Origin of the sequence: Azospira restricta (assembly GCF_016858125.1) — a bacterium.
Lineage (GTDB): Bacteria > Pseudomonadota > Gammaproteobacteria > Burkholderiales > Rhodocyclaceae > Proximibacter > Proximibacter restrictus.
This window is the reverse complement of sequence record NZ_CP064781.1, coordinates 559358-584454: the sequence shown is the minus strand read 5'-3', so window position 1 is coordinate 584454 and position 25097 is coordinate 559358. Positions and strand designations below refer to the sequence as shown.

Here is a 25097-nt window from a genome sequence, read left to right as displayed (position 1 = left end):
GCTTATTTGCCGCGCTGGCGGGCTTCGACCTCGACCGGGCGCAGTTTCGCCGCCAGCTTGTCGAGCACGCCGTTCACGTACTTGTGGCCGTCGGTGCCGCCGTAGGACTTGGCCAGCTCGATCGCCTCGTTGATCACCACGCGGTAGGGCGTTTCCGGGTGCGCCTGCAGTTCGTAGGCGCCGACCATCAGGATGCAGGCCTCGATCGGCGACAGCTCGTCGAACTTGCGGTCGAGGTAGGGTTGCAGCGCCTCGCGCAACGGCTCCTGCAGCTTCAGCGAGCCGCGCAGCAGGCCGAGGAAGAAGTTGCGGTCGGCCTTGTCGAAGCCGGCGACGTCCTGCAGGTGCGCTTCGATCGCCGCTTCGTCGGCACCGCCGACGCGCCACTGGTAGAGGCCCTGCAGCGCGAACTCGCGGGCGCGGCGGCGCGGCGACTTGCTGGTGCCGGCACTCTTGCCGCTGGCGCCTTTGTGCTTGGCGGCGCCTTTTTCGTTGTTTTCGCTCATGTTCACTCCGTCAGTGCGCGCAGCAGGTTGGCCATCTCGACCGCTGCCTGGGCGCAGTCGGCGCCCTTCTGCTGCATGCGGGCGAGCGCCTGGTCGTCGTTCTCGCAGGTGAGGATGCCGTTGGCGACCGGGATGCCGGTGTCGAGCTGCACCTCCATTACCGCGCGGCAGGAATCGTTGGACACCACCTCGAAGTGGTAGGTCTCGCCGCGGATCACCGCGCCGAGCGCGACCAGCGCGTCGAAGGTGCCGCTCTGCGCCATCGTCTGCAGCACCAGCGGGATTTCCAGCGCGCCGGGAACGGTGGCGATGGTGATGTCGGACGGGGCGACGCCGAGCTTCTTCAGTTCGGCAGTGCACGAGGAGAGCAGCCCCTCGCAGATGTCGAGGTTGAAGCGGGCCATCACCACGCCGACGCGGAGGCCGGCGCCGTTGAGATTCTGGGCGAGTTCGTAGATGTCGTCGTAGCGGGGCATGTCAGAGTTCCGAGGGAGAGGCGGCGTAGCCGGTGACTTCGAGGTCGAAGCCGGTCATCGACGGCATCTTGCGCGGGCTGGCCAAGAGTTTCATGCGGCCGACGCCGAGGTTCTTGAGGATCTGCGCGCCGATGCCGTAGATGCGCGGATCCCATTTGACGGTGGGGCGGCCGGCATCGGGCTCGGCGGTCAGCCGCGCGAGCAGGTCGGCGCCGGTTTCCGGCCGGTGCAGCAGCACGATCACGCCGTGGCCGTGCCTGGCCAGCGCCTCCTGCGCCTGGTCGAGGGTGAACGCGACGCGGCGGCTGCCGGGGTCGAGGAAGTCGAGCACCGACAGCGGCTCGTGCACGCGCACCAGCGTCTCGACGTCGGCGCGGATCTCGCCCTTGGTCAACGCCAGGTGCGTGGTGCCGCCGACGCGGTCGGCGAAGGCGTGCAGCATGAACTCGCCGTGCGCGGTGGCGACCGGCTTGGAAACGACGCGCTCGACCAGCGTTTCCGACTTGGCGCGGTAGTGGATCAGGTCGGCGATGGTGCCGATCTTCAGGCCGTGCTGGCGGCCGAAGGCGATCAGCTCGGGCAGCCGGGCCATCGTGCCGTCGTCGTTCATGATCTCGCAGATCACCGCCGCCGGCTCGTGCCCGGTCAGCGCAGCGAGGTCGCAGCCGGCCTCGGTGTGGCCGGCGCGCACCAGCACGCCGCCGTTCTGCGCCATCAGCGGGAAGATGTGGCCGGGCTGGACGATGTCGTGCTGCGTCGCGTTCCTCGCCACCGCCGCCTGCACCGTGCGCGCGCGGTCGGCGGCCGAGATGCCGGTGGTGACGCCCTCGGCGGCCTCGATCGAGACGGTGAAGGCGGTGCCGTGCGGCGTCTTGTTGTCGCGCACCATCAGCGGCAGGTTGAGCTGCCGGCAGCGCTGCTCGGAGAGCGTCAGGCAGATCAGCCCGCGGCCCCACTTGGCCATGAAGTTGATCGCTTCGGGCGTGACGTGCTCGGCGGCCATGACGAGGTCGCCTTCGTTTTCGCGGTCTTCCTCGTCGACGAGGATGACCATCTTCCCCGCCTTGATCTCGGCGAGGATGTCCTCGATCGGGGAGATTCCCGCCAGGGTGGGTGCCATGCTGTGCTCCGGTGAACGCGACGGCGTGGTTCGGGCGCGGGTCGCGGAGAGGGTTCGGGGGCTCGCCGTAGCCGGGCCGCTTCGCGGGAAAATGGAGGGAAGCCGGCCGCCGTTGGCTGAACAAGGCGGCATTTTCGCATGTTGGCCGGCTGGTGTGAATCGGCCCGCGGAGCGAGCCTGGCGCGCGCGGCGACGGAAAGCGGCCGCCGGAATGGAGAAGGGCGGCTTGCGCCGCCCTTCTCCCCTGCATCGCTGTCGGTTACTGGAATCGATAGATATATCGGGCGCCGACGAAGTGCGAGGTCTGGTGATCGTCGAAGGTCACGCGCGTGCCGTCGGTATTCACGCCATAGACGAAGGGTGAGCCGTCCGAGAACTGCCAGGTCCAGTCGTCGGTCTTCCAGCGCTCGAAGATGTAGTCGAAGCGTACTTCGGAGACCTTGTCGAGCTTGTATTTCCCGAACAGGCTCAGGCGGGTCAAGCGGTTCTTGATATCCGGGAGAGGCACCGTCGCTGCCAACGCACCGGTGCCGGTTTCCTGCGGATACTCGCTCTTGGTCTTCGACCACTGGTAGTCGGCGCCGATCGAGAAGCGCGAAGTGACCTCGCCGCGGACCCCCAGACCCACGCTGTCGCCGCGCTCGCGCAGGTCGGCGGTCTTGGTGGTGGCGGCTGCCAGGTTCAGGTCGGAGCCGAGGCGGTACTTCGCCTTGGTGTCGTCGTGCGAATACCACGCGGTCAGCGACCATTCGTCCGTCAGCTTGTAGTCGGCGTCGATCGTATAGATCACCGCGGAGCCGTCGATCAGGCCATACGGACGGCGCGCCTTGGTCGAGTAGTCGTCGTTGGCGACGTCAACCGCGAACTGCGTCGAGAACTTTTCCGCCGGCGACCAGTCGAGCGCCAGCCGCCACTTGTCGCGGACGCGGTCGGAAATGTGCATCGGATTGACGAAGTTGCGGGCGTTTGTAGATGCTACGTTCCCCGCAGTAGGAGGGGAAACGTTGTCGATGACGTTGTACGACGAACCGTCGCGATCGCTGCGCGAGTACGACACGGTGCCGTTGATCGTCTCGGACATGCTCTTGCGGCCCTCGAGCCGGTAGGTCGTCTCCTCGACGCGCTTGCGCATCGGAACCGCCCGCTGTCCGTCGTAGCCCTCGTTGCTGAGGCTGCCAAACGGAATGCTGCGCTTCTGGTCCTTGTGGTCCACGCCGGCCGTCACGCTGTAGCCATAGGGCAGGCGGTACGTTCCCTCCAGCTTGCCGGCGAGGGTGCGGTAGTCCTGCGGCGTGACCTTGACCCCGCCCGCCGTGATCACGGCTTGCGGCGTCTTTTCGTCGAGGTCGTCGTAGCGCAGGTTGGCCACCAGCGACAGATCCTTGATCGGCCGCGAGGTCAGCCCCAGCTGCGCGCGCGTGGTGTCGATCCGGCCGTCCAGCGAATACGGAGAGACTGCCGCCGAAAGCCCGGCGATTCTGCGGGTCGGCAGCGTATCGTCCTGTTCGGCGCGGCCGTAGGATGCCTTGAACGTGCCGCGGGTGGTCGGCGTGAACTGGTAGCCGCCCTCGACGTAGACCTGATGCGCGTGATTGTCGAGCGGCAGGGATAGATACGTCGTGTTCGCGACGCCGACGTTCGAGAAGGCGGTCAGCGTGACCAGGTCGTTGTGGTTCGTGTACCAGCTTCCATAATAGCCGGCGCTCAACTGCAGCTTGTCCTTCGCGTAGTCGAGGCGCGCATCGAGTTGGCGGGTGGTGCTGTCGATCGGCTCGGTCATGAAGGAGGCGGCGTTGGTCGTCGTCGTGCGCACCCCCCAGTTCCGCTCGCCGTTCTTCTCCTCGTTCTTGAAGCTGGCGTTGAAGTCCAGGCCCGGCATCAGGTTCTTGAAGAAGCGCACGCCGGTCGCGTCGCGCTTGATCTTGAGGTTCAGGTCGGTTCCCCGTCCGGGCGTCACGTTCGTCAGGCGCTGAACTTCGTCGCTCTTTCCTTGCAGGCCCGAATTGAAGTCCAGCGGATTCTCGCGGACGATCCGGCTGTAATCGAAGCCGATCCCGATATCGCCCTGGCGGCTGTAGTCGATGCTGATATCCCGCGGGTCGAGGCCGAGGTTGCGGCCGACGACGTTCAGCCAGGTACCGTCGGCGTCGTTACGGCGCGCAATGTCAATGTCGACCAGCCCGTAGGCGCCGTTGTCGCGCATGCCGTCGTACGTTCCCTGCTGCGCGCGCTCCGAGGACCAGTTGCCGACGCCGACGGAGATGCTGCTGTCCGGCTTGCTCAGCGCGGCGACTTCCTCGTCGCCCGCCTGGGCGCCGCCGAAGGCGCACAGCATCGCGGTTGCCAGCAGCGTGTGCTGGAATCCCACCTTGTTTTTCTCGTTCATGATTTTCCCCCCGATCAGCGCGTGAACCGTGTGCCGGCCGTAGCGTCTTGCGTGCTGTTGCTGCCATGGATGTTCGTGTGGCAGTTCAGGCAGCCGCGCGCAACCGTTCCGAGAGTGCTGGTACCAATGGCGGCGCGGTTCGCCGGCAAGGCCGCCGACTGGCCGTGGTGGCCGGAGCCGTCGTGGCACGACTGACAAAGGAAGGGCGGGCGAGATTTCAGCAGGTTCGCGGCGGTCGTCCCGTGCGGGTTGTGGCAGATGCCGCAGTCCTCGGTCACCGGCTGGTGGCTGTGCACGAACGGCCCGCGCTTCTCCATGTGGCAGGTGTAGCAGGTGTCGTTGGTCGAGCCGCGGACCATCATCTTCGGGTTGTCGCTATGCACGTCGTGGCACGAGGAGCAGGTCATCTTGCCTTCGATCACCGGGTGGTGCGACGGGCGCGTGGCCTGGTTGCGCTGCTCCTTGTGGCAGGTGAAGCAGACCTCGGTCTGCGTGTCCTTGCCGCGTACCTTGTCGTGGCCGTCGTGGATCTTGTGGCAGGAGGCGCAGGTGACGTCGCGGTTGGCGTGCACGCCGGACTGCCAGTGGATGCGCTTGCCGCCCTGGTGGCAGTTGAGGCACTGCTGGTTGCGTTCTTCCGCGGTGTTCTTCGACTTCTTGCCGAAGGCGACATCCGGCGCCGGGCCCTTGCCGCTGCCGCGTCCGGCTTCCTTCTCGTGCTTGACGCTGTCGCCGTGGCAGTTGGTGCAGCTCGGCGTGCGCTGGTCGGCGCGGGTACCGTGCTTGGTCTTGCCGATCGCCAGCTGTTCCGGTGCATCGGCCTCGTCGTGGCAGCTGGTGCACTTGGCGTCGCCCCTGAGCACCAGATCCTTGGCCGGCGGCTTGGCCTCGCCGCCCTTGGCGTCGGCCGCGACGGCCGGCGCCCCCCCGATCAGCAGCCCGGCACAAAGCCCGACGGCTGCGACAATGACTCGCAGTCTGTTCACGCGATTTCCCTTCCCCTGTTGCTGCTGTTTATCGGATGCCGGTCCGACGCGGCATCCCCCGACTACTTCGGCGAGCGGGTCAGCGCTCGCGGATCCAGGTGATGATGTTCTTGATGTCCTTGTCCTCGGACTTGTCGAGGGCCTTGTGCTCTTCCTCGGTGCCGTCCTCGAGCTTGACCTTCTTGCTCGACGTCATGTGCTCGTACATCTTCGCGTCGGCGTCGGCCTTGTCCTTGTACTTGTCGGCGATCTTCTTGTACGAGGGGCCCTTCTTGGTCTTGTCTTCCGCGTGGCACTTGAAGCAGTCGTGCTTCTTCATGTATTTCTTCGCGGCCGCGTCGTCGGCGGCGGCGAAGGCCGTTGCCGAAAACACCGTGCCCAGCATGGCCGCAGTAATGATTGCAATACGCCCGTTCTTCATCTTCATCACCTTTTTCGGTTCTTGTGCGCCCCGCTTCGACCGGAGCCGCTGGCGGCGAGGCTACGCCGGCGGCAATTTAACGAAGTTGCAAAGGGCTGTAAAGACCTTAGTAAAATTAAGGTTATTATTCGGGTGGCCCGTTTCGCAAACTTTCCGTGGATATCCGTGCCAACACCGCATGCCACGCCGAGATACGCTACACTGGTTTTCAAACAATCTACTAGTCCTTGCCCCAGCGTAAAGCTATGAAAAAATTTAATAACTTGTCCGTTGCAACACGCCTGGTGCTGGTCATCGTGGTCATGCTGGCGCTGGCCTGGTCGGCGATGATCACCTGGGTGGTAAAAGAACAACAGTACGTCGCCCGGCAGCTGTCGAACGACCTTGCGGTCAGCGTCAACCAGCTGACGATGGCGCAGCTGCTGTTCATGAAGGTGACCAAGACGATGGAGAAGCGCCAGCTCTACTACGAGCAGGTGCAGGAATCCCTGGGCGTCAAGCACCTGCGCGTGATCCGCGGCGCGCTGGTGACCGATGAGATGGGCGAGAGCGACGATCCGAACGCCGAGAAGGCCGACGAGCTCGAGCAGCAGTCGATGAAGACGAAGAGCACCGTATCGGCCGTGGTCAAGCGCGACGGCGTCGAGTACCTGAAGATGGTGATCCCCTCGCTGGCGGTGAAGAAATACCTCGGCAAGGACTGCCTCGAGTGTCATTCGGTCAACGAGAACGACACGCTGGGCGCGGTGAGCATGGAAATCAGCCTCGATCGCGTCAATCAGGAGGTGCGCGCGTCGACGCTGAAGGTCGTCGCCGCCGCGGTCGTGCTGACGGTGCTGGTCATCCTGGTGATGACTTTCTACGTGCGCACGTCGGTGGCCAAGCCGATGCGCGGCATGACCGCCAGCCTGCAGGACATCGCGCAGGGCGAAGGCGACCTGACCCGCCGCCTGCCGGTCACTGGCGACGACGAGATCGGCCAGGCCGCGAGCGCCTTCAACAGCATGATGGGCAAGCTGCAGCCGCTGATCGCGTCGATCCGCGATTCGGCGACGCGCGTCGCGACGCAGGCCGGCACGCTGGCCGCCGAATCGTCGCGCCTCGCCGAAACCTCGGCGCGGCAGAGCGACCAGACGGCGACGGTGGCCTCGGCGGTGGACGAGATGGCGGCGAGCGTCGCCGCCGTCGCCAAGAACAGCGAGGAAGTGAAGTCGCTGTCCGAACGCAGTTGTGCCGCGACCGAGCATGGCAACAGCAGCCTGCAGGAACTCGCCGGCCGCCTGCACGAGGTCGAGTCGGCGGTAGCGCAGATCACCGAGCAGGTGCGTGAGTTCCTCGAGCGTACGCAGTCGATCTCGAACATCACGCAGGAAGTGAAGGACATCGCCAACCAGACCAACCTGCTGGCGCTGAATGCGGCGATCGAGGCGGCGCGGGCCGGCGAGGCCGGCCGCGGCTTTGCGGTGGTCGCCGACGAGGTCAGGAAGCTGGCCGAGAAGTCGGGCGATTCGGCGGCCGAGATCGACAGCATCACCACCGCGCTGGCGGCGAGCTCGGGCTCGGTGCAGCAGGCGATCGATACCGGCCTCGCGGTGCTGCAGTCCAGCCGCGCGTCGATGAGCGAGGTCGCCGAGGTGCTCGCCGAGGCCCGTCAGGCCGCCGAGGATGCGGCGCGCGGCATGGTCGCGATCAACGACGCGACCGACGAGCAGAGCAAGACGAGCACGATGATTGCCGGCAACGTCGAGACGATCGCCGCGTTGGCGGAGGAAAGCCGCAGCGCGCTGCAGAAGGCGGCCGACGGTGCGCGGCAGATGGCGGCGCTGGCGCAGGCGCTGCAGAACGACATGAGTCGCTTCAAGTCCTGAGCGCGGCCGTTGCGTCGGCATGAAAAAACCGGGGCCATGCCCCGGTTTTTCTTTGGGTGGCGTCCCTGGCCGTGTCTTAGCGGGCGACCCCTTCGCTCAGCAGCCGCTCGCAGTAGCGCGCGATCAGGTCCACCTCGAGGTTGACCCGGCTGCCCGGTGCCAGCAGGTGCAGCGTCGTGTTCTGCAGCGTGTGCGGAATCAGGTTGATCGTGAAGTCGGTGCCGTTCACCTCGTTGGTGGTCAGGCTGATGCCGTTCACCGTGATCGAGCCCTTCTTCGCGATGTAGCGCGCCAGTGCCTGCGGCGCGCGGATTTCGAGCAGGCGGTTGTCGCCGACCGGGTCGAAGCGCAGCACCTCGCCGACGCCGTCGACGTGGCCGGAGACGAGGTGGCCGCCGAGGCGGTCGGCCAGCCGCAACGCCTTCTCCAGGTTGATCTTGCCCGGCGCGTCGAGGCCGACCGTGCACGACAGCGTTTCCGGCGAGACGTCGACGCGGAAGTGCGCAGCGTCCTTGTCGACGACGGTCAGGCAGACGCCGTTGCAGGCAATCGAGTCGCCGAGCGCGACGTCTTCGAGGCCGAGGGCGCCGGCCTCGATGGTCAGGCGGACGCCGGCTTCGCGGGCGGTGAGGTGCGAGATGCGGCCGACGGCCGCGACGATACCGGAGAACATAGGGCGGAAGGCGTTCGGTGAAGGTCCGAAAATTCTAGCACGCCGCGCCCGCACACACCGGTGCGGGGGCGGGAGTAGAATCGGTTCAGGGAATTCCACCGGGCTGCGCGTGGTGTCGGCGCAGCCTGCCAGCCGCGGCGGCCGGAAGCCGGCGCCGGTCGCGGCTGAGCAACCGATCGATCGTTTGCATCGCAGGGAGAAGAGCATGGCCAGCCTGAGACCCGAAAACATCCGTTCCATCGCCCTCGTCGGCCACGGCGCCGCCGGCAAGACGACGCTCGCCGAGGCGCTGCTCGCGGCGAGCGGCGCCATCGCCGGCAAGGGCAGCGTCGACAAGGGCAGCACCGTCTGCGACGCCGATCCGCTCGAGAAGGAGTTCGGCCACTCGCTCACCAGCGCGCTCGGCAGCTTCGACTGGCAGGGCGTGCGCATCCATTTCGCCGATACCCCGGGCTATCCCGACTTCGCCGGCCAGGCGGTCGGCGCGCTCGCCGCGGTCGATACCGCGCTGGTGGTGATCAATGCGCAGACCGGCATCGAGCTCAGCACCGAGCGCATGATGAAGTGGGCCGGCGAGCGCGGCCTGTGCCGGATGATCGTGATCAACAAGATCGACTGCGACAACCTCGATCTGCCGAAGCTGGTCGGCGAGCTCCGCGAGCGATTCGGCAAGGAATGCATGCTGCTCGACCTGCCGGCGCACGATCGTAACGACGTCGTCGAGGTGCTCGGCCACGACACCGGCGACGCCGATTTCGCGTCGGTCGCCGCAGCGCACCGGGCACTGATCGACCAGATCGTCGAGGAAGACGAGGAGCTGCTCGCGCAGTACCTGGAGGACGGCACCGATCCCAGCCCCGAGGCGCTGCACGCGCCGTTCGAGAAGGCGCTGCGCGCCGGCCACCTGATCCCGATCCTGTTCGTCTCGGCGAAGACCGGCGCCGGCGTGCGCGAGCTGCTCGATGTGCTGGCGAAGCTCGCGCCGAACCCGGCCGAAGGCAATCCGCCGCCGTTCTGGCGTGGCGAAGCCGGCGGCCCGGCGGAAGCCTTCCATGCCGAACCCGACCCGGCAAAGCACGTGCTGGCGCACGTCTTCAAGGTCGTCATCGACCCCTACATGGGCAAGATCGGTGTCTTCCGCGTGCATCAGGGCACAGTGAAAAAGGACCAGCAGCTGTTCGTCGGCGACGGCAAGAAGCCGTTCAAGGTGGCGCACCTGTACCGGCTGCAGGGGGCCGAAACCATCGAGGTGAACGAGCTGTTGCCGGGCGAGATCGGCGCCGTCGCCAAGGTCGAGGAGATCGAATTCGACAGCGTGCTGCACGACTCTCACGACGAGGACCACATCCACCTGAAGGCGCTCGAGTTCCCGCTGCCGATGGCCGGCCTCGCCGTCGAGACGAAGAAGAAGGGTGACGAGCAGCGCCTCTTCGACATCCTCGGCAAGCTGGCGATGGAGGACCCGAGCTTCCAGGTCGAGCGCCACCCGACGACCAACGAGACGGTGATCCGCGGCCTCGGCGACCGGCACCTGAAGGCCAAGCTCGCCAAGATGCTGCAGCAGTACAAGCTCGAGCTCGACACCAAGCCGCCGCGCATCCCCTACCGCGAGACGATCACCGGCAGCGCCGAAACCACCTACCGGCACAAGAAGCAGAGCGGCGGCGCCGGCCAGTTCGGCGAGGTCGCGCTGAAGATCGAGCCGCTCGCGCGCGGCGCCGGCTTCGAGTTCGTCGACATCGTCAAGGGCGGCGCGATACCCGGCACCTTCATGCCGGCGGTCGAGAAGGGCGTGCGCCAGGCGCTGACCGATGGCGTCATCGCCGGCTTCCCGGTCGAGGACGTGCGCGTCACCGTGTTCGACGGCAAGACGCATTCGGTCGACGGCAAGGAAATCGCGTTCTACACCGCCGGCCGCAAGGCGACGATGGAGGTCGTGAAGAATGCGCGGCCGATCGTCCTCGAGCCGATCGTCGACATCGAGATCCTGGCGCCGGAGGCGGCGATCGGCGACCTTACCGGCGACCTCTCCGGCAAGCGCGGCCACGTCACCGGCACCGGCCAGCGCGGCGGCATGACGGCGATCAGCGGCCAGGTGCCGCTCGCCGAGCTCAATGACTACCAGTCGCGGCTGAAGTCGCTGACCGGCGGCCAGGGCAGCTACAGCCTGGCCTTCAGCCACTATGCGCAGGTGCCGCCGAACGTGCAGCAGCAGCTGACCGCGCAGTACCAGGCGCACGACGAGGACGAGTGAGCGCTGCGGCGGCGCGCCGCCTTCCTTCGTCGCCGGCAACGCCGGTGGTATGATTCCGGTATATCGCCGGACACAGGGAGGCCGCCAGGCTTCGCGCCGGCCCCCGCCGGCGCGCCGTCGGGAACGACAACCACGACCAGTAAGGTCCAAGGCATGTACCGGGTCCGGCGCGGCGACACTCCGTTCGAAAGTTTCTTCTTCAAGCTGCCGGATACCTTCCTGCTGGTCTTCGGCGAGGACCTGCGCCTGCACCTGATCAGCGACGCCTGGCTGGCGACGCTCGGCTACGGCGACGGCGCGGCGCCGCCGGAGAACTTCCTCGACCTGCTGCACGCCGACGACCAGCCGGCCGGCCGCGAACGGATCGCGGCGCTCGGTCCCGACAACCCGACGCTGCGCTTCCCGGCGCGCTGCCGCCGGCGCGACGGCTCCTGCCTCGGCGTCGTCTGGAACCTCAGCTTCGATCCCGAGCGGCGCCTCTACTACGCCTCGGCGCACGAGACCGCGGTGCACCTGAACAGCGAGGACGCGCACATCCCCGACGGCTTCGTCGACGGCCTGACCGGCCTGCCCAACCGCCGCCTCTTCCTCGACCGCCTCGAGCACACGCTGCGCCGACGCGAGCGGCGCAAGGAGCTGATGTTCGCCGTGCTCCACTGCGGCATCGACCGCTTCAAGGTGGTCAACCACAGCCTCGGTCACCGCATGGGCGACCTGCTGCTGATGAGCGTCGCCGGCGCGCTGCGCGACGCCGTGCGGCCGACCGACATGGTCGCACGGCTGGCTGGCGACGAATTCGGCATCCTGCTCGAGGACATCCGCGACGTCAGCGCGACGCTGCTGGTCGTCAACCGCATCCAGCAGAAACTGGTGATGCCCTTCCATCTCGACGGCTACGAGGTCTTCGTCACCGTCTCCTTCGGCATTGTCTTCTGCGGCGACACGCAGCGCACGCCCGACGATGTGCTGCGCGACGCCAACCTGTCGATGGTGCAGGCGAAGGCGCACGGTGGCGGCAGCTACGTGCTGTTCGAGCAGCAGCTGCACGACCAGGCGGTGCATCGGCTCGAGCTCGAGCTCGACCTCCGTCACGCCGTCGAGCGCGGCGAGTTCGAGGCCTACTTCCAGCCGATCGTCGCGCTCGCCGACCGCCGCCTGGCGGGCTTCGAGGCGCTGGCGCGCTGGCGCCACCCGAGCAAGGGGCTGATCTCGCCGGTCGAGTTCATCCCGGTCGCCGAGGAGACCGGACTGATCGTCCCGCTCGGCCGCTGGATGCTGCAGGAGGCGTGCCGGCAGGCGCGCGCCTGGCAGCAGCGCTTCGCCGGGCGGCCGCCGCTGTCGGTCAGCGTCAACCTCTCGGCGCGCCAGCTGGCGCATCCCGAGCTGCTCGACGACATCGCCGCCGCGCTCGCCGCGAGCGGGCTGCCGCCGACGCTGCTCAAGCTGGAGATCACCGAGAGCGCGATGATGGGCAACGAGGGGCGGGCGATCGAGGTGCTCGGCCGCCTGCGCGAGATGGGCATCCGTCTGCTGCTCGACGACTTCGGCACCGGCTACTCGTCGCTCAGCTACCTGCACCGCTTGCCGATCGACACGCTCAAGGTGGACCGCTCCTTCGTCACCAACCTGCATGCGAACCCGACCGACCGGCATTTCGTCGAGACCATCGTGCACCTCGCACACCAGCTCGGGCTGGACATCGTCTGCGAGGGCGTCGAGCAGGCGGTGCAGGCGGAGATCCTGGCCGCCATGGGAGTCGAGTTCAGCCAGGGCTTCCTCTATTCGCGCCCGGTCGCCGCGCACGAGGCGGAGATGCTGATCATCACCGGCCTGTAGCCGTCGCGCCTATGACTTTCGGCATATTTGGCGGCGGCCATGCGGCATGGTACGTTCGCGGTTCCCGCCGCTGTCCGCGCTACCGAGCCGAATGATGACCACCGTTGCCGCCGCCGAACTGGAGACGCTGATCAGGCGTTTCGACGTCCCCCCCTGTCCCGCCGTGGTCAGCGAACTGCAGGCCGAACTGCGCAAGGAGAACGGCAGCGCCGGCAAGATCGCCCGCCTGATCAGCCGCGACGTCGGACTCGCCGGTGCGGTGATGCGCCTGGTCAATTCGGCGGCGTTCCGTCCCGGGCGCGAGGTGGCGTCGATCGACGACGCGCTGCGCGTCCTCGGCTTCGGCCGGATTTTCGACCTGGTCGTCGGCGAGCTGCTGAAGAAGTCGCTGAGCAGCGACGGCGGCCTGCGCCTCGACCGCTACTGGGACAGCGCCGCCTGCAGCGCCGAGATCTGCGCCGCGCTGGCCGGCCGCCTGTCCGGCACGACGCGCGAAACCGCCTACTGCTTCGGCCTCTTCCACGACTGCGGCATCCCGCTGCTGCTGCGCCGTTTCCCCGACTACCGGCAGACGCTGCAGGCGGCCAATGCCGAGAGCGGGCTGGCGCTGCTCGCCGTCGAGGAGGCCCGGCATGGCACCAACCATGCCGTCGTCGGCTACCTGCTCGGGCGCACCTGGGGCCTCTCCGAGGTCCTCTGCGAGGCGATCCGCGCCCATCACCACTACGAGGTGCTCGACCCGCAGGCACCCGCGAGCCTCGCCGACGAGGTGTGCACGCTGATCGCGATCAGCGCCGTCGCCGACCACGTCGCCGGCCTGCACCTGCGCACGCGCGAGGAAGGGCAGTGGCTGGCCGCGCGCAGCCGCGTCGGCGCGTTCTTCGGGCTGGCCGACGCCGATCTCGACGACCTGGTCGAGGATCTGCTGCAGGAAGTCCAGCTCGCCGGCGCGGCCTGAGCGGCCGTACCGCCGGCACCGCTCAGCCGGCGCGGGCGAGCGTTTTCAGGAAGGCGTCGGCGTTCTGGAAGCCGACCACGCGCAGGCCGTCGATCTCGCGGCCGCCGCGGTCGAAGAAGATGATCCCGGGCGGCCCGAACAGGTTGAAGCGCTTCAGCAGCGCCTTGTCCTCGTCCGAGTTGGCGGTGACGTCGACCTGCAGCAGCAGCGTGTCGGCGAGCCGCTGCTGCACGCGCGCATCGGAGAACGTGAAGCGCTCCATCTCCTTGCACGAGACGCACCAGTCGGCGTAGAAGTCGAGCATCACGGGCCGGCCGGCGGTGCGCAGGCGCTCGTCGAGTTCGGCGAGCGTCCGCACGCGCGCGAAGGTCAGGTGTTTCGCCTCCGCCGGCGCCGCCGCGCCGCGGAAGTTGCCGAGCGGCTGCAGCGGATCCTTGGCGCCGGACAGCGCGCCGACCAGCATCGCCGCGCCGGCGACCACCATCGCGATGCCGACGCCCTTCCACAGCCGGTGCCAGCCGGTGGCGTGCGCCGGCAGCGGGTCGAGGGCGTGCATGTAGATCGCCGGCACGATCAGCAGCAAGGCCCAGGCCAGCATCTGCACGGCGACCGGGAGCACCGGCGACACCATCCACACGGCGGTGGCGAGCAGCAGTACGCCGAAGGCCTTCTTCACCGCCTCCATCCACGGCCCCGACTTCGGCAGCGCGCTCTTCGCGGTGGCGCCGACGACCAGCAGCGGTGCGCCCATGCCGAGCGCCATCACGAACAGCGCGATCCCGCCGAGCACAGCGTCGCCGGTCTGGCCGATGTAGAGCAGGGCGCCGGCGAGCGGCGCGGCGACGCAGGGACCGACGATCAGCGCCGACAGCGCGCCCATCGCGGTGACGCCGGGCAGCGAGCCGCCCTTGAGGTGCGCCGCCTCCTCCGACATCCTGCTCTGCAGGAAGGTCGGCAGCTGCAGCTCGTAGAAGCCGAACATCGAGAACGACAGCACGACGAAGACCAGTGCGAAGCTGCCGAGCACCCAGGCGTTCTGCAGCGCCGCCGACAGCAGCGTGCCGGTCATGCCGGCGGCGACGCCGGCGGCGGCGTAGGTGACCGCCATGCCCAGCACGTAGGCCAGCGACAGCGCGAAGGCGCGGGCATGCGAGACCTGGTGCCCGGAGCCGACGATGATGCCGGAAAGGATCGGGATCATCGGGAAGACGCAGGGGGTCAAGGACAGCAGCAGGCCGAAGCCGAAGAAGCTGGCGACGATCGCCCAGAAGCCGGCGTCCTTCAGGAGCTGCGCGATCTGCCCGCTCTCGTCGCCGGTGGCGGCGGCGTTCAGCGGCGGTGCCGCCGGTGTCGTCGCCGGGTCGGGCAGCGTCAGGCTCACCGTCTGCACCTGCGGCGGGTAGCAGATGCCGCCGTCGGCGCAGCCCTGCGAGGTGACCTTCAGCGTCAGCGGCAGCGGGCCGGAGCTGTTGCGCTCGACCGGCACGCGGATCACCGCCTCCTTGAAATAGACCTCGACGTCGCCGAACAGGTCGTCCTTCTTCATCTTGCCCGGCGCGTACTGCGCGCTGCCGAGCGCCGTCGATTCCGGCTCGGCCTTGAAGCGGAACTTGTCGCGGTAGAGGTAGTAGCCCTTGGCGATCGCGAAGCGCACCTCGGCGGTCTGGCCGTCCACCGCCTTCGCCGTCGGCTTGAAGGCGACCAGCGGGTCGAGGAATTCCTCGCCGTGCGCGAGCGCGGAAAGGCACAGGAGGAGGGCAAAGAGGGTGCGCAGCATCGTCGGTTTCTTGGGTTCAGTCCGGCCGGGTCTCGTCCGCGAGCCACTGCAGGTAGGCCGGCAGGCCCGCAGCAATTGGAACGGCGACGATCTCCGGAAGTTCATAGGGGTGGCGGGCGCGGATTTCCGCTTCCAGCGCGGCGTAGCGCGCGGCGGTCGTCTTCACCAGCAGCGGCACCTCGTCCGCCTGCTCGACCTGGCCCTGCCAGCGATAGACCGAGCGGCACGGCGCCAGCACGTTGGCGCAGGCGGCCAGGCGCAGTTCGACCAGCGCCGCGGCGAGCGCTTCGGCGCTGGCCGGGTCGGGGCAGTTGGTGAATACGAGGAGGGCGGCGGCGGACATGGGATCGGGCCGGAAAATCCGAATTGTCCTGCCGACGGCCGGCGAGATCAACCGCCCGCTGTCAGGTGCGACGATCGGCCGCGGGGGATATGATGTCCGGAAAGGGGGCGACATGAGCAGACCATGCCGAAACTGAGGCGTCGAGCGCCGGCGTCGGGCGCCACATCCTTCCGGCCGTCCGGGCGCCGCTCGCGGCAGCTGCCGCGCATCCTCGTCCGCATCTATGCGGCGAGCGGCGCGCTGGTGCTGGGGATGGTGCTTGCCACCGTCGCCTTCCACTATTTCGCCGACGGCCGGGCGAGCTGGTCCGACGCCTTCCACATGACGCTGATCACGGTGACCACGGTCGGCTACGGCGAGATCGTGCCGCTCGACAGCTTCGGCATGCGGCTGCTCGCCGGCCTGGTCGCGCTGCTCGGCTTCGGTACGATCACCTTCCTGTTCACCAGCCTCAGCGTTTTCTTCCTCGAAAACGACCTCGACGAAACCCTCAGGAGACGGCGCATGGAAAAGCAGATGCGCAAGCTGCAGGGCCACTACATCGTCTGCGGCTTCGGCCGCGTCGGGCGCAACGTGGCCACCGAACTGATGAACACCAACCGCCATTTCGTCGCCATCGACGTCGAGGAGGCGCGCTTCGCCGACAACCAGGAGCGCTTCCCCGGGCTGCTCTGGCTGCACGGCGACGCCAGCGACGACGACCACCTGCTGGCGGCCAACATCGACGCGGCCAAGGGCGTCTTCGCGGTCACCGGCGACGATTCGCGCAACCTGATGATCGTCATCACCGCCAAGCAGCTGAACCCGGCGCTGCGCGTCGTCGCCCGCTGCCAGGAGGTGCGCAACATCCAGAAGATGAAGAAGGCCGGTGCCGACGCCATCGTCTCGCCCGACTTCACCGGCGGCATGCGCATCGCGTCGGCGATGGTCAGGCCGCAGGTGGTCAACTTCCTGGACGAGATGCTGAAGTCGGAAAACCGGCTGCGCGTCGAGGAGGTGCCGGTGCCGGAGGCGTTTCCCGAGACCGCGCTGGGCGAACTCGAACTGTCCAGTCCGGAGTACGTGCTGCTCGCGGTGCGCGAGGCGCACGACTGGGTGTTCAATCCGGGCGCCGACTATCGCTTGCGCCCGGGGCTGACGTTGATCGCGATGGCCAGTCCGCTCGGCCGGCAGGAACTGGAGCCGCTGCTGGCGGAACTTTCCGCGGGCTGACCGGCCATATAGTGGCCGCCGACCGGATCGGGCGGCGACGAGCGCGGAGATCCGGCGGGCAATCCACAAGAACGAAAGGGTTGCCGCGATGAAGACTTTTTTTCTTCCTGCGATCGGCCTGATGAACCGGCTGCGCTTTACCGGCAAGTTCGCATTGATGCTGCTGGTGCTGTCGCTGTCGATCGGCTTGCTGGTGGTGTCGCTGTACCGTGCCTTGAATGCCACGGTGGTCAGCTCGCAGCACGAACTCGCCGCGATCGTCGTCGTCAAGCCGCTGCTGCAGACAATCCAGATGACGCAGCAGCACCGCGGCCTGTCGGCCGCCGTCGTCGGCGGCAACGCCGGCCTCGCGGCGCAGCGCGAGGAGAAGGCGCGCGAGGTGGCGCAGCTGCTGCAGCGCGTCGAGCCGCTCTTGCCCGACACACTGCGGAACGGCGACACGTGGCGGGGAATCCGCGCCGACTGGTCGCGCATCGAAAGCGAGGGCCTCAAGCTCGACGTGTCCGCCAACGTCGCCGCGCACACGGCGGCGATCGGGCGGATGCTGCGCTTCCTCACCCAGGTATCGGACGAGTTCGAACTGACGCTGGATCCCGAGGCCGGCTCGTTCTACCTGATCGATACGGCGGTGTTCAAGCTGCCGACGATGCTCGAAACGCTCGGGCGGATGCGGGCGATGGGCACCGGCGTGCTTGCCGCAAAGCAGCTCGAGCCGAAGCAGGCAATCGCGCTCAACGTCTTCCTGGCCGAGCTCGAGAAGACGCGGGGCGACTACGAACTCAACCTCGACAAGACCGCGCGTACCAATCCGGCGGTGGCGCCGGCACTGAAGACTTCGGCCGACGAACTGGCCGCGGCGGTGCGTCAACTCGGCGCTGCCGTCCGCGACGACATCCTCGGCGAGCGCTTCACAATCGCGTCGCAGGACTATTTCCAACAGGCGACACGGACTATCGATGCCGGCTACCGGCAGCTCTACGAGACCATGCTGCCGACGCTGACGACGCTGGTGCAGGAGCGCATCGACCGGCTCAACGGCAACCTGCGCCTCAACATCGCAGTGATTGCCATCGTCCTGCTGCTGACCGTCTACCTGGCGGGGGGGATGTACTACGCGATCGTCGAGAACGTCAGCCTGCTCAGCGACAACGCCGGCCGCATCGCCGCCGGCGACCTCACTGCGCGGATCGACGTGCGTACCCGTGACGAACTGCTGCAGGTTGCCGAGAGCTTCAACCGGATGGCCGCCGCGGTGAACGAGACGGTGCGCAACGTACGCGGTAACGCCGATCGGGTGTTGGACGCCGCCCGCCGCACTTCGCAGTCGTCTGCGCAGATCGCGGTTTCCAGCGACAGCCAGAGCCAGGCGGCATCGAGCATGGCGGCGGCGGTCGAGGAAACGACGGTCGGCATCGACCACATCACGCGCAACGCGCACGATGCGCGCGAGATTTCCCGCCGCTCCGGCGAGCTGTCGGCGCAGGGCGGCGAACTGGTGCAGACGGTGGTCGCCGAAATGCGGGAAATCTCCACGGCGGTGAGCGCCTCGGCGCAGTCGGTCGAGGGGCTCGGTCGGCGTTCCGACGAAATCTCGATGATCGTCGGTGTGATCAAGGAGATCGCCGACCAGACCAACCTGCTGGCGCTCAACGCCGCCATCGAGGCGGCGCGCGCCGGCGAGCAGGGGCGCGGCTTCGCGGTGGTCGCCGACGAGGTGCGCAAGCTGGCCGAGCGCACCACGCAGTCGACGCAGGAGATCGGCGCGATGATCGCGTCGATCCAGGGCGAGACACGGGCCGCGGTCGACAACATGAAGCTCGGCGTCGAGCGCGTGGCGCGCGGCGTCGAGCTGAGCAGCCGCGCCGGCGAGTCGATGGCCGAGATCAGCGCCGGTGCGACGCGGGTGGTCGAGGTGGTGCGCGAGATCTCCGAGGCGCTGGCGGAGCAGAGCTCGGCCAGCGCCGACATCGCCCGCAACGTCGAGACCATTGCCCAGATGGCCGAGCAGAACTCGGCGGCGGTTGGCGAGAACCACGCCACGGTGGCGCAGCTGGAGCAACTGGCGCGCGCCCTGCAGGACGAGGTGGCGCGCTTCCGCGTCGCCTGAGCGACGGGTGTCGGCCCCTCCTGCGCGGGGGCGCCGGCGCGATGCACCGCTGCGCAGCGCGCCGGAAGATCCTCGCCGCCGCCGAAGCCTGCGCGGTTGCCGCGTCGCGGAGGGTTGCCCCGAGCCGGTGACGCCCGCTTCGTCCCCCAAGGGGACTTCCTTCGGGGCGTTGCTCGGCTTGCCCGCACGCCTCGCGTTCACCACCGGCTCGGGGCAACGCGCTCCACGAATTGAATGTGAAGACGCCCTAACGCAACAGCCGGCGGCGGGTCAGCACCGTCGCGATCCAGAACGCCGCCGTGCCGGTCGCCAGCAGCGCCAGCAGATGCGTGCCGCTGTCCGCCGGCCACTGCCCCTGCAGCAGCGGCCGCGCCAGCGCCACCGCATGCGCCAGCGGCAGGCCGCCGGCAACGGCCTGCAGCGCCGGCGGCAGCTGGCTGGTCGGGAAGAAGACGCCGGACAGCAGCAGCATCGGCGTGACCAGCAGCGTGAAGTAGTACATGAAGAAGTCGTAGGACGGCGCCAGCGCGTTCACGATCAGCCCGAGCGCGGCGAAGACGAGGCCGGTGAGCACGATCACCGGCAGCACCCACAGCGCCAGCGGCGAGCCGATCAGGCCGAGCGCGAGCAGCACCAGCAGGATTGCGCTGCCGGACAGCAGGCTTTTCGTCGCCGCCCACAGCAGTTCGCCGAAGAGCACGTCGTCGAGCCGTGCCGGCGTGTTCAGGATCGCCTCCCAGGTCTTCTGCACGTGCATGCGCGAGAAGGCCGAGTACAGCGCCTCGAAGGTCGCGGTGTTCATCGTGCTGGCGCAGACGGTGCCGGCGGCGAGGAAGATGATGTAGGGCACGCCGTCGACCGCCGGCAGCAGCGCGCCCAGCCCGTAGCCGAGGCCGAGCATGTAGATCAGCGGGTCGGCGAGGTTGCCGAGGACCGAGGTCCACGCGAGCTTCTTCCAGACCAGCGCGTTGCGCCGCCAGACCGGCCACCACAGGCGGCTCGGGCGGGGGAAGGACAGGCTGTAGTGGCGGGCCATGGGACGGGACTCAGTCGCGCAGCTCGCGGCCGGTGAGCTTGAGGAAGACGTCTTCGAGGTTGGCCGCGCGGTGCACGTAGGCCAGTCCCGGCACCTCGCCCAGCGCGGCCAGCAGCGGCGCAGCATCGCGGCAGTAGAAGAACGCGGTTTCGCCGACGATCTCGACGCGTTCGCCGAGATTGGCGTGCGCTCTTGCCCATTCCGGTACCGGTGGCGCGTCGCCGGGGTCAACGAACTCGGCGAAGACCTCGACCACCGCCGGCTCGATCTCGCGCCGGATCAGCGTGCGCGGCGCACCTTCGGCGACCGCGCGGCCGTGGTCGATGACCATCAGCCGCGAGCACAGGCGCTCGGCCTCGTCCATGAAGTGCGTGGTCAGCACGATCGTCTTGCCGCGCGCCAGGAGCGCCTTCAGCCGTTCCCAGATCAGGTGCCGCGCCTGCGGATCGAGGCCGGTGGTCGGCTCGTCGAGGAAGACGATGTCGGGGTCGTTCACCAGCGCCCGGGCCAGCGTCAGCCGCCGCTTCATGCCGCCCGACAGCGCCGGCACGCGCGCGTCGGCCTTGCCGGCGAGCCCGGCGAAGTCGAGCAGCTCGGGGATGCGGGCGCGGATCGTCGCTTCCGGCAGGCCGAAGTAGCGGCCGTAGACGAGCAGGTTCTCGGCCACCGTGAAGTCCGGGTCGAGCGCGTCGCTCTGCGCGACGACGCCGACGCGGCGGCGCGCCTCGGCGGCGTCGGCCGGCACCGGTCGCCCGGCCAGCCGGATGTCGCCGGCGTCGGGCACGGTCAGGCCGAGGCAGCAGCGCAGCGTCGTCGTCTTGCCGGCACCGTTCGGGCCGAGCAGGCCGAAGCAGGTGCCCGGCGGCACCGCGAACGACAGCCCGGCGACGACCTCTTGGCCGGCGTAGGACTTGCGCAGGCCGGAGACGAAAAGCGGCGCGGCGGGCGGGGCGGTCGGGTCCACGGCGGCGCGGCGCTCCTCAGTGCCGCCAGCTGCGGTTGATGATGTCGCGGATGACGTGCAGCCGGCGGTGGAAGAAATGGTCGGCGCCGGGAACGACGACCACCGGCAGCTCGAGCGGCTCGGCCCACTTCAGCACGTTGGCCAGCGGCACCGTCTCGTCGGCCGAGCCGTGGATGACGATGGTGTCGGCGGGCACGGCCTCGGTCACGTAGCTGCGCGTGCCCTCGACGAAGCCGGCGGCGGTGCCGACCAGCACCAGCCGCTGCGCCGGATGGCCGGCGTCGGCCAGGCGCTTGGCGACGCGCGTCTGCACGTAGGCGCCGAACGAGAAGCCGGCCAGCACCACCGGCAGGTCGCCGCAGCGCCGCTTCGCTTCCTCGAGCACGGCCAGCATGTCCTCGGCCTCGCCGCGGCCCTCGTCGTGCGTGCCCTCGCTGTGGCCGACGCCGCGGAAGTTCGGGCGCAGCGCGCAGTAGCCCATGGCGACGAAGGTGCGCGCCAGCGAATGCGCCACCTTGTTGGTGTTGGCGCCGCCGAACAGCGGGTGCGGGTGGCCGACCAGCGCGATGCCCTTGGCGGCGCCGGGGTTCTCGACGATGACCTCGATCTTGCCGGCGGGGCCGTCGATCAGGATCTTTTCTTCCGGGGCCCTCATCGTTCCCCTCTCAGATCTTCAGGCGCTCGACGACGCGGCCGTTGACCAGGTGCTCCTGGATGATCTCCTCGACGTCGTCCTTGTCCACATAGGTGTACCAGACGTTGTCGGGATAGACGACGAGCACCGGCCCCTCGTCGCAGCGGTCGAGGCAGCCAGCCTTGTTGATCCGGATCTTGCCCTTGCCCTTGAGGCCGAGCTTGGCGATGCGGTCCTTGGCGTAGGTCTGCGCCTCGACGGCGCCGCGCGCGGCGCAGCAGGTCTCGCCGGGCTCGCGCTGGTTGCAGCAGAAGAAAACGTGGTGCTTGAAGTAGCTCATCGGTCGGCTCCGTAGGGGAGCCGACATTATCGCGAAAAGCGGGGGCCGCCGTCAGTAGCGCAGCTCGACGGCGATCGCCGTCGCCGGCGCGGCGACCTCGAAGGCGCTGTCGGCGAAGGCCGGCGGGCCGGCCACCTGCGGGTTGTTGGAGAGGCCGTAGCCCTCGCTCGGGAACATGCCGAAGCGGCGGTTGAGGGTGCCGTCGCCGTTCTCGTCGTGGTAGGCCATCACCGCGTAGCGGCCGGGCGGCAGGTCGCGGAAGACCAGGCTGACTGCACCGGCCGCGGCCGGCACCTGCGCCACCGACACCGCCTGGTCTTCCTTGCGGAAGGTCGCCGGGTCGCGGTAGAGGCCGGCGCGCAGCGCGCCGCGGGCGTCGCGGACGTTCTGCAGCGTCACCGTCAGGGTCGCATCGTCGCCGGCGAAGGCGGGCGGCTGGGCGAGGGCGAGGCTGCCGAGCAGGAACAGGCGGGAGGTATGCAGGAAATCGGCGATGCGGGACATGGCGTGGCGGGGTCGTGGCGAAGGGCGCCACTATCCCGCGCGCCGCTTAAACGGGCCTTAATGCTACAGCCGCCGCCCGAGCAGCAGCAGGTAGGGCAGCGCGAGGAAGGGCCACAGGCTGGCGACCAGCCGCGTCAGCCCGTTGAAGTTGAGGAAGTGGCCCTGCCACCAGGTGGCCAGCGCGGCGACCGAGTACGGGTTGGCCGGCGCCAGGTTGACCAGCACGGTGCCGGCCATCAGCGCCAGCCCGGCCAGCGCGACGCGCCAGGCCGGCGGCGTCAGCAGGCACAGCAGCAGCAGCGCGCCGCCGATGGCCAGGCCGAGACCGGCCCCCGGCGTCAGCCAGGCCATCGCCTCGCGCGGACCGACCAGCAGTGCTGCCGACAGCGCGCGCAAGAGCAGCGCGAAGAGGAAGAAGGCGAGCAGTACGGCCAGCGGCGACGGCCGGCTGGCGAGCAGCGTGCGCGCGATCAGGCCGATGGCCACGGTGTTGCAGGCGATGATCGCCAGCTCGAGCGCGAAGAAGGTTGGCGCGCCGTAGGCGATCGCCGGCGCCAGCCCGAGCAGCTGGCGGAAATCGCCGGCGCCGAAGAGCAGCGTCTCCGGCGACAGCTGCGTCAGCAGCCACAGGCCGAGCACGACCAGCCCGAACTCGGCGTGCGGCACCGGCGCGACGATGCGGCGCTCGACGCGCGCCAGCCAGGTCAGCGCGCGGTTGCCGCCGCGCCAGGCGGCGATCGCGCCGATCGCGCCGCCGAGCGCGTTGCACGAAAAATCGAGGTTGGACGGCACGCGCGTCGGCAGCCAGGTCTGCACCGCCTCCAGGCAGAAGCTGATCAGCGCCGCCAGCAGCGCGCCGGCGAGCGCCGGCAGCAGCCGGCCCGTCTGCCGGCCGAGCGCCAGCGTCAGCAGGTAGCCGAGCGGCACATAGACGAGCACGTTGGTGGCCAGGTCGAAGCCGGTCCACCAGCGCGGCCAGCCGGCGTCGAGGAAGGCCAGCGGCGAGATGCCGAGGTCGCGCCAGCCGGCAAACGGATGCAGGCTGGCGTAGACGACCAGCGCCGTGTAGGCGAGGGCGAGGTAGCGCGGCAGCAGGGAGGTGGTCGCGGGAGTCACGGGGCCCGACCTTACCCGAGGCGGCCGGGGGCTGGCAATGGTCGCGGTCGGCGCTACAGGTGCCGCCGCTTTTCCGCCTTGCGTTCGGCGATCAGTTCGATGCTGCCGTCGGCGTCCTGGCGTTCGAGGCGGACGGTGAACCCCCACAGGTAGGCGAGGTGGTTGAGCACCGCCTCGTAGGATTCGTGCAGCGGCCGTCGCTGGTAGGCGAACAGGCGCAGCGTCAGCGAGCGGTCGCCGGAGAAGTCGACGTTCCAGACCTGGATGTTCGGCTCGCGGCTGCCCAGGTTGTACTGGTCCGAGAGCTGCTGGCGCAGCATGCGGTAGCCGAGCTCGTCGTGGATCGCGTCGATCTTCAGCTTGCTCTTCTGGTCGTCGTCGAGCACCGCGAAGAAGCGGAACTCGCGCATCAGCCGCGGCGACAGGTACTGCGCGATGAAGCTCTCGTCCTTGAAGTTCTTCAGCGCGAAATCGAAGGTCTCGCGCCAGTCGCTGCCGGCGATGTCCGGGAACCAGGCGCGGTCCTCGTCGCTCGGTTCCTCGCAGATGCGGCGGATGTCGCGCCACAGCGCGAAGCCGAGCGCGTAGGGGTTGATCCCCGAGTACCAGTTGCTGTTGTACGGCGGCTGGTAGACGACGTTGGTGTGCGACTGAAGGAATTCGAGCATGAAGCCGTCGGCCAGCCGCCCCTCCTCGTACAGCGTGTTGAGCAGCGTGTAGTGCCAGAAGCAGGCCCAGCCCTCGTTCATCACCTGCGTCTGCCGCTGCGGGTAGAAGTACTGCCCGATCTTGCGGATGATGCGGACGATCTCGCGCTGCCAGGGTTCGAGCAGCGGCGCGTTCTTCTCGATGAAGTAGAGCAGGTTCTCCTCGGGTTCCTCGGGGAAGCGCTTCTCCTGCGGCGCCTCGGCCTTGGCCAGCGCCGGCGGCAGCGTCCGCCAGAGGTCGTTCACCTGCGCCTGCAGGTAGGCCTCGCGTTCCTTCTGGCGCAGCGTCTCCTTCTCCAGCGACAGCCGCGGCGAGCGCTTGTAGCGGTCGACGCCGAGATTCATCAGCGCGTGGCAGGCGTCGATCAGCTGCTCGACGGTGTCGACGCCGTGGCGCTCCTCGCACTGCGCGATGTAGTTCCGCGCGAAGACCAGGTAGTCGACGATCGCGTCGGCGCTGGTCCACTGCTTGAACAGGTGGTTGCCCTTGAAGAACGAGTTGTGGCCGTAGGCGGCGTGCGCGATCACCAGCGCCTGCATCGGCAGCGTGTTCTCCTCCATCAGGTAGGCGATGCACGGGTTGGAGTTGATGACGATCTCGTAGGCCAGCCCCATCTGCCCGCGCTTGTAGCGGTTCTCGGTGGACAGGAAGTGCTTGCCGAACGACCAGTGGTGGTAATAGACCGGCATGCCGATCGACGCGTAGGCGTCCATCATCTGCTCGGAACTGATGATCTCGAGCTGGTGCCGGTAGCAGTCGAGCGCGTAGCGGCGGGCGACGGCGCCGATCGCCTCGTCGTACTCCGCGATCGCCTCCTCGGTCCACTCGGAGCCTTGCGGCAGCAGGCCCTTCTCCTTCTTCTTGCGCATCAT

At 68.4% G+C, this 25097-nt stretch carries 22 protein-coding genes; 6 read left to right on the top strand and 16 right to left on the bottom strand.

Going from position 1 to position 25097, the window contains the following annotated elements; translation table 11 throughout:
• Positions 1–2: 2 nt before the first annotated feature.
• The 6 genes from nusB to IWH25_RS02740 all read right to left on the bottom strand — a co-directional run bounded on the left by nusB (position 3) and on the right by IWH25_RS02740 (position 5901).
• Entirely contained in the window at positions 3–506 is a 504-nt protein-coding gene (gene nusB / locus IWH25_RS02765) for a transcription antitermination factor NusB (protein ID WP_203387834.1), read from the bottom strand.
• Positions 507–508: 2 nt separating this feature from the next.
• A complete protein-coding gene (ribH, locus tag IWH25_RS02760) occupies positions 509–982 on the bottom strand; it encodes a 6,7-dimethyl-8-ribityllumazine synthase (protein WP_203387833.1) in 474 nt (157 codons plus the stop codon).
• 1 nt (position 983) lies between these two features.
• Positions 984–2090, bottom strand: coding sequence for a bifunctional 3,4-dihydroxy-2-butanone-4-phosphate synthase/GTP cyclohydrolase II (gene ribBA / locus IWH25_RS02755; protein WP_203389134.1), 1107 nt, complete (start codon positions 2088–2090; stop codon positions 984–986).
• A gap of 271 nt (positions 2091–2361) precedes the next feature.
• A complete protein-coding gene (locus tag IWH25_RS02750; RefSeq protein WP_203387832.1) occupies positions 2362–4488 on the bottom strand; it encodes an MtrB/PioB family decaheme-associated outer membrane protein in 2127 nt (708 codons plus the stop codon).
• 14 nt (positions 4489–4502) lie between these two features.
• Positions 4503–5474: a DmsE family decaheme c-type cytochrome gene (locus IWH25_RS02745; RefSeq protein ID WP_338022710.1), complete on the bottom strand. Its 972-nt coding sequence runs from the start codon at positions 5472–5474 to the stop codon at positions 4503–4505.
• A 79-nt stretch (positions 5475–5553) separates the two neighbouring features.
• A complete protein-coding gene (locus IWH25_RS02740) occupies positions 5554–5901 on the bottom strand; it encodes a c-type cytochrome (RefSeq protein ID WP_203387831.1) in 348 nt (115 codons plus the stop codon).
• Positions 5902–6158: 257 nt separating this feature from the next.
• Between IWH25_RS02740 and IWH25_RS02735 the strand changes: the two genes are divergently transcribed.
• Positions 6159–7763 (top strand): methyl-accepting chemotaxis protein, encoded by a 1605-nt coding sequence (locus IWH25_RS02735; protein WP_203387830.1) that lies wholly within the window; start codon positions 6159–6161, stop codon positions 7761–7763.
• 76 nt (positions 7764–7839) lie between these two features.
• Here IWH25_RS02735 and IWH25_RS02730 read toward each other — a convergent pair whose 3' ends face one another.
• A complete protein-coding gene (locus tag IWH25_RS02730) occupies positions 7840–8436 on the bottom strand; it encodes a riboflavin synthase (protein WP_203387829.1) in 597 nt (198 codons plus the stop codon).
• 205 nt (positions 8437–8641) lie between these two features.
• On the opposite strand from IWH25_RS02730, the gene fusA reads away from it, so the two are divergent.
• From fusA to IWH25_RS02715, 3 genes are all read left to right on the top strand, one after another.
• Positions 8642–10690, top strand: coding sequence for an elongation factor G (gene fusA / locus IWH25_RS02725; protein ID WP_203387828.1), 2049 nt, complete (start codon positions 8642–8644; stop codon positions 10688–10690).
• 153 nt (positions 10691–10843) lie between these two features.
• The gene (locus IWH25_RS02720; RefSeq protein WP_203387827.1) at positions 10844–12526 is read left to right on the top strand and encodes a putative bifunctional diguanylate cyclase/phosphodiesterase; all 1683 of its coding nucleotides are present in this window, start codon (positions 10844–10846) and stop codon (positions 12524–12526) included.
• A 91-nt stretch (positions 12527–12617) separates the two neighbouring features.
• Positions 12618–13484, top strand: a complete 867-nt coding sequence (locus IWH25_RS02715) for an HDOD domain-containing protein (RefSeq protein ID WP_203387826.1) — start codon at positions 12618–12620, stop codon at positions 13482–13484.
• A gap of 22 nt (positions 13485–13506) precedes the next feature.
• On the opposite strand, the gene dsbD is transcribed toward IWH25_RS02715, so the two are convergent.
• Positions 13507–15261 (bottom strand): protein-disulfide reductase DsbD, encoded by a 1755-nt coding sequence (gene dsbD / locus IWH25_RS02710; RefSeq protein WP_203387825.1) that lies wholly within the window; start codon positions 15259–15261, stop codon positions 13507–13509.
• Between the two features lie 16 nt (positions 15262–15277).
• Positions 15278–15604, bottom strand: a complete 327-nt coding sequence (gene cutA, locus IWH25_RS02705) for a divalent-cation tolerance protein CutA (RefSeq protein ID WP_203387824.1) — start codon at positions 15602–15604, stop codon at positions 15278–15280.
• Between the two features lie 123 nt (positions 15605–15727).
• Here cutA and IWH25_RS02700 point away from each other — a divergent pair, with 123 nt between their 5' ends.
• Together IWH25_RS02700 and IWH25_RS02695 are read left to right on the top strand one after the other, a co-directional pair.
• Positions 15728–16816 (top strand): potassium channel family protein, encoded by a 1089-nt coding sequence (locus IWH25_RS02700; RefSeq protein ID WP_203387823.1) that lies wholly within the window; start codon positions 15728–15730, stop codon positions 16814–16816.
• 88 nt (positions 16817–16904) lie between these two features.
• Positions 16905–18923, top strand: coding sequence for a methyl-accepting chemotaxis protein (locus IWH25_RS02695; RefSeq protein ID WP_203387822.1), 2019 nt, complete (start codon positions 16905–16907; stop codon positions 18921–18923).
• 247 nt (positions 18924–19170) lie between these two features.
• Here IWH25_RS02695 and IWH25_RS02690 read toward each other — a convergent pair whose 3' ends face one another.
• From IWH25_RS02690 to IWH25_RS02660, 7 genes are all read right to left on the bottom strand, one after another.
• Positions 19171–19959, bottom strand: coding sequence for an ABC transporter permease (locus tag IWH25_RS02690; protein WP_203387821.1), 789 nt, complete (start codon positions 19957–19959; stop codon positions 19171–19173).
• Positions 19960–19969: 10 nt separating this feature from the next.
• On the bottom strand, positions 19970–20923 hold the full coding sequence (locus IWH25_RS02685; RefSeq protein WP_203387820.1) for an ATP-binding cassette domain-containing protein: 954 nt from the start codon (positions 20921–20923) through the stop codon (positions 19970–19972).
• A gap of 16 nt (positions 20924–20939) precedes the next feature.
• On the bottom strand, positions 20940–21578 hold the full coding sequence (locus IWH25_RS02680; RefSeq protein WP_203387819.1) for an alpha/beta hydrolase: 639 nt from the start codon (positions 21576–21578) through the stop codon (positions 20940–20942).
• Positions 21579–21588: 10 nt separating this feature from the next.
• Positions 21589–21897 carry a (2Fe-2S) ferredoxin domain-containing protein gene (locus IWH25_RS02675; RefSeq protein ID WP_203387818.1) on the bottom strand — a complete coding sequence of 103 codons (309 nt, stop codon included), beginning with the start codon at positions 21895–21897 and terminating at the stop codon, positions 21589–21591.
• Positions 21898–21948: 51 nt separating this feature from the next.
• The gene (locus IWH25_RS02670; RefSeq protein WP_203387817.1) at positions 21949–22401 is read right to left on the bottom strand and encodes a DUF2141 domain-containing protein; all 453 of its coding nucleotides are present in this window, start codon (positions 22399–22401) and stop codon (positions 21949–21951) included.
• A gap of 63 nt (positions 22402–22464) precedes the next feature.
• A complete protein-coding gene (locus tag IWH25_RS02665; protein WP_203387816.1) occupies positions 22465–23517 on the bottom strand; it encodes a VanZ family protein in 1053 nt (350 codons plus the stop codon).
• Positions 23518–23570: 53 nt separating this feature from the next.
• A complete protein-coding gene (locus IWH25_RS02660; RefSeq protein WP_376990686.1) occupies positions 23571–25097 on the bottom strand; it encodes a SpoVR family protein in 1527 nt (508 codons plus the stop codon).

What these genes read in the sequence shown, in the direction of transcription:
- IWH25_RS02690 (WP_203387821.1), bottom strand. Translation starts at nt 19,959, where the DNA reads ATGGCCCGCCACTACAGCCTGTCCTTCCCCCGCCCGAGCCGCCTGTGG.
- ribH (WP_203387833.1), bottom strand. Translation starts at nt 982, where the DNA reads ATGCCCCGCTACGACGACATCTACGAACTCGCCCAGAATCTCAACGGC.
- nusB (WP_203387834.1), bottom strand. Translation starts at nt 506, where the DNA reads ATGAGCGAAAACAACGAAAAAGGCGCCGCCAAGCACAAAGGCGCCAGC.
- IWH25_RS02670 (WP_203387817.1), bottom strand. Translation starts at nt 22,401, where the DNA reads ATGTCCCGCATCGCCGATTTCCTGCATACCTCCCGCCTGTTCCTGCTC.
- IWH25_RS02700 (WP_203387823.1), top strand. Translation starts at nt 15,728, where the DNA reads ATGCCGAAACTGAGGCGTCGAGCGCCGGCGTCGGGCGCCACATCCTTC.
- IWH25_RS02680 (WP_203387819.1), bottom strand. Translation starts at nt 21,578, where the DNA reads ATGAGGGCCCCGGAAGAAAAGATCCTGATCGACGGCCCCGCCGGCAAG.
- dsbD (WP_203387825.1), bottom strand. Translation starts at nt 15,261, where the DNA reads ATGCTGCGCACCCTCTTTGCCCTCCTCCTGTGCCTTTCCGCGCTCGCG.
- IWH25_RS02720 (WP_203387827.1), top strand. Translation starts at nt 10,844, where the DNA reads ATGTACCGGGTCCGGCGCGGCGACACTCCGTTCGAAAGTTTCTTCTTC.
- cutA (WP_203387824.1), bottom strand. Translation starts at nt 15,604, where the DNA reads ATGTCCGCCGCCGCCCTCCTCGTATTCACCAACTGCCCCGACCCGGCC.
- fusA (WP_203387828.1), top strand. Translation starts at nt 8,642, where the DNA reads ATGGCCAGCCTGAGACCCGAAAACATCCGTTCCATCGCCCTCGTCGGC.
- IWH25_RS02695 (WP_203387822.1), top strand. Translation starts at nt 16,905, where the DNA reads ATGAAGACTTTTTTTCTTCCTGCGATCGGCCTGATGAACCGGCTGCGC.
- IWH25_RS02660 (WP_376990686.1), bottom strand. Translation starts at nt 25,097, where the DNA reads ATGATGCGCAAGAAGAAGGAGAAGGGCCTGCTGCCGCAAGGCTCCGAG.
- IWH25_RS02750 (WP_203387832.1), bottom strand. Translation starts at nt 4,488, where the DNA reads ATGAACGAGAAAAACAAGGTGGGATTCCAGCACACGCTGCTGGCAACC.
- IWH25_RS02715 (WP_203387826.1), top strand. Translation starts at nt 12,618, where the DNA reads ATGATGACCACCGTTGCCGCCGCCGAACTGGAGACGCTGATCAGGCGT.
- IWH25_RS02675 (WP_203387818.1), bottom strand. Translation starts at nt 21,897, where the DNA reads ATGAGCTACTTCAAGCACCACGTTTTCTTCTGCTGCAACCAGCGCGAG.
- IWH25_RS02730 (WP_203387829.1), bottom strand. Translation starts at nt 8,436, where the DNA reads ATGTTCTCCGGTATCGTCGCGGCCGTCGGCCGCATCTCGCACCTCACC.
- IWH25_RS02740 (WP_203387831.1), bottom strand. Translation starts at nt 5,901, where the DNA reads ATGAAGATGAAGAACGGGCGTATTGCAATCATTACTGCGGCCATGCTG.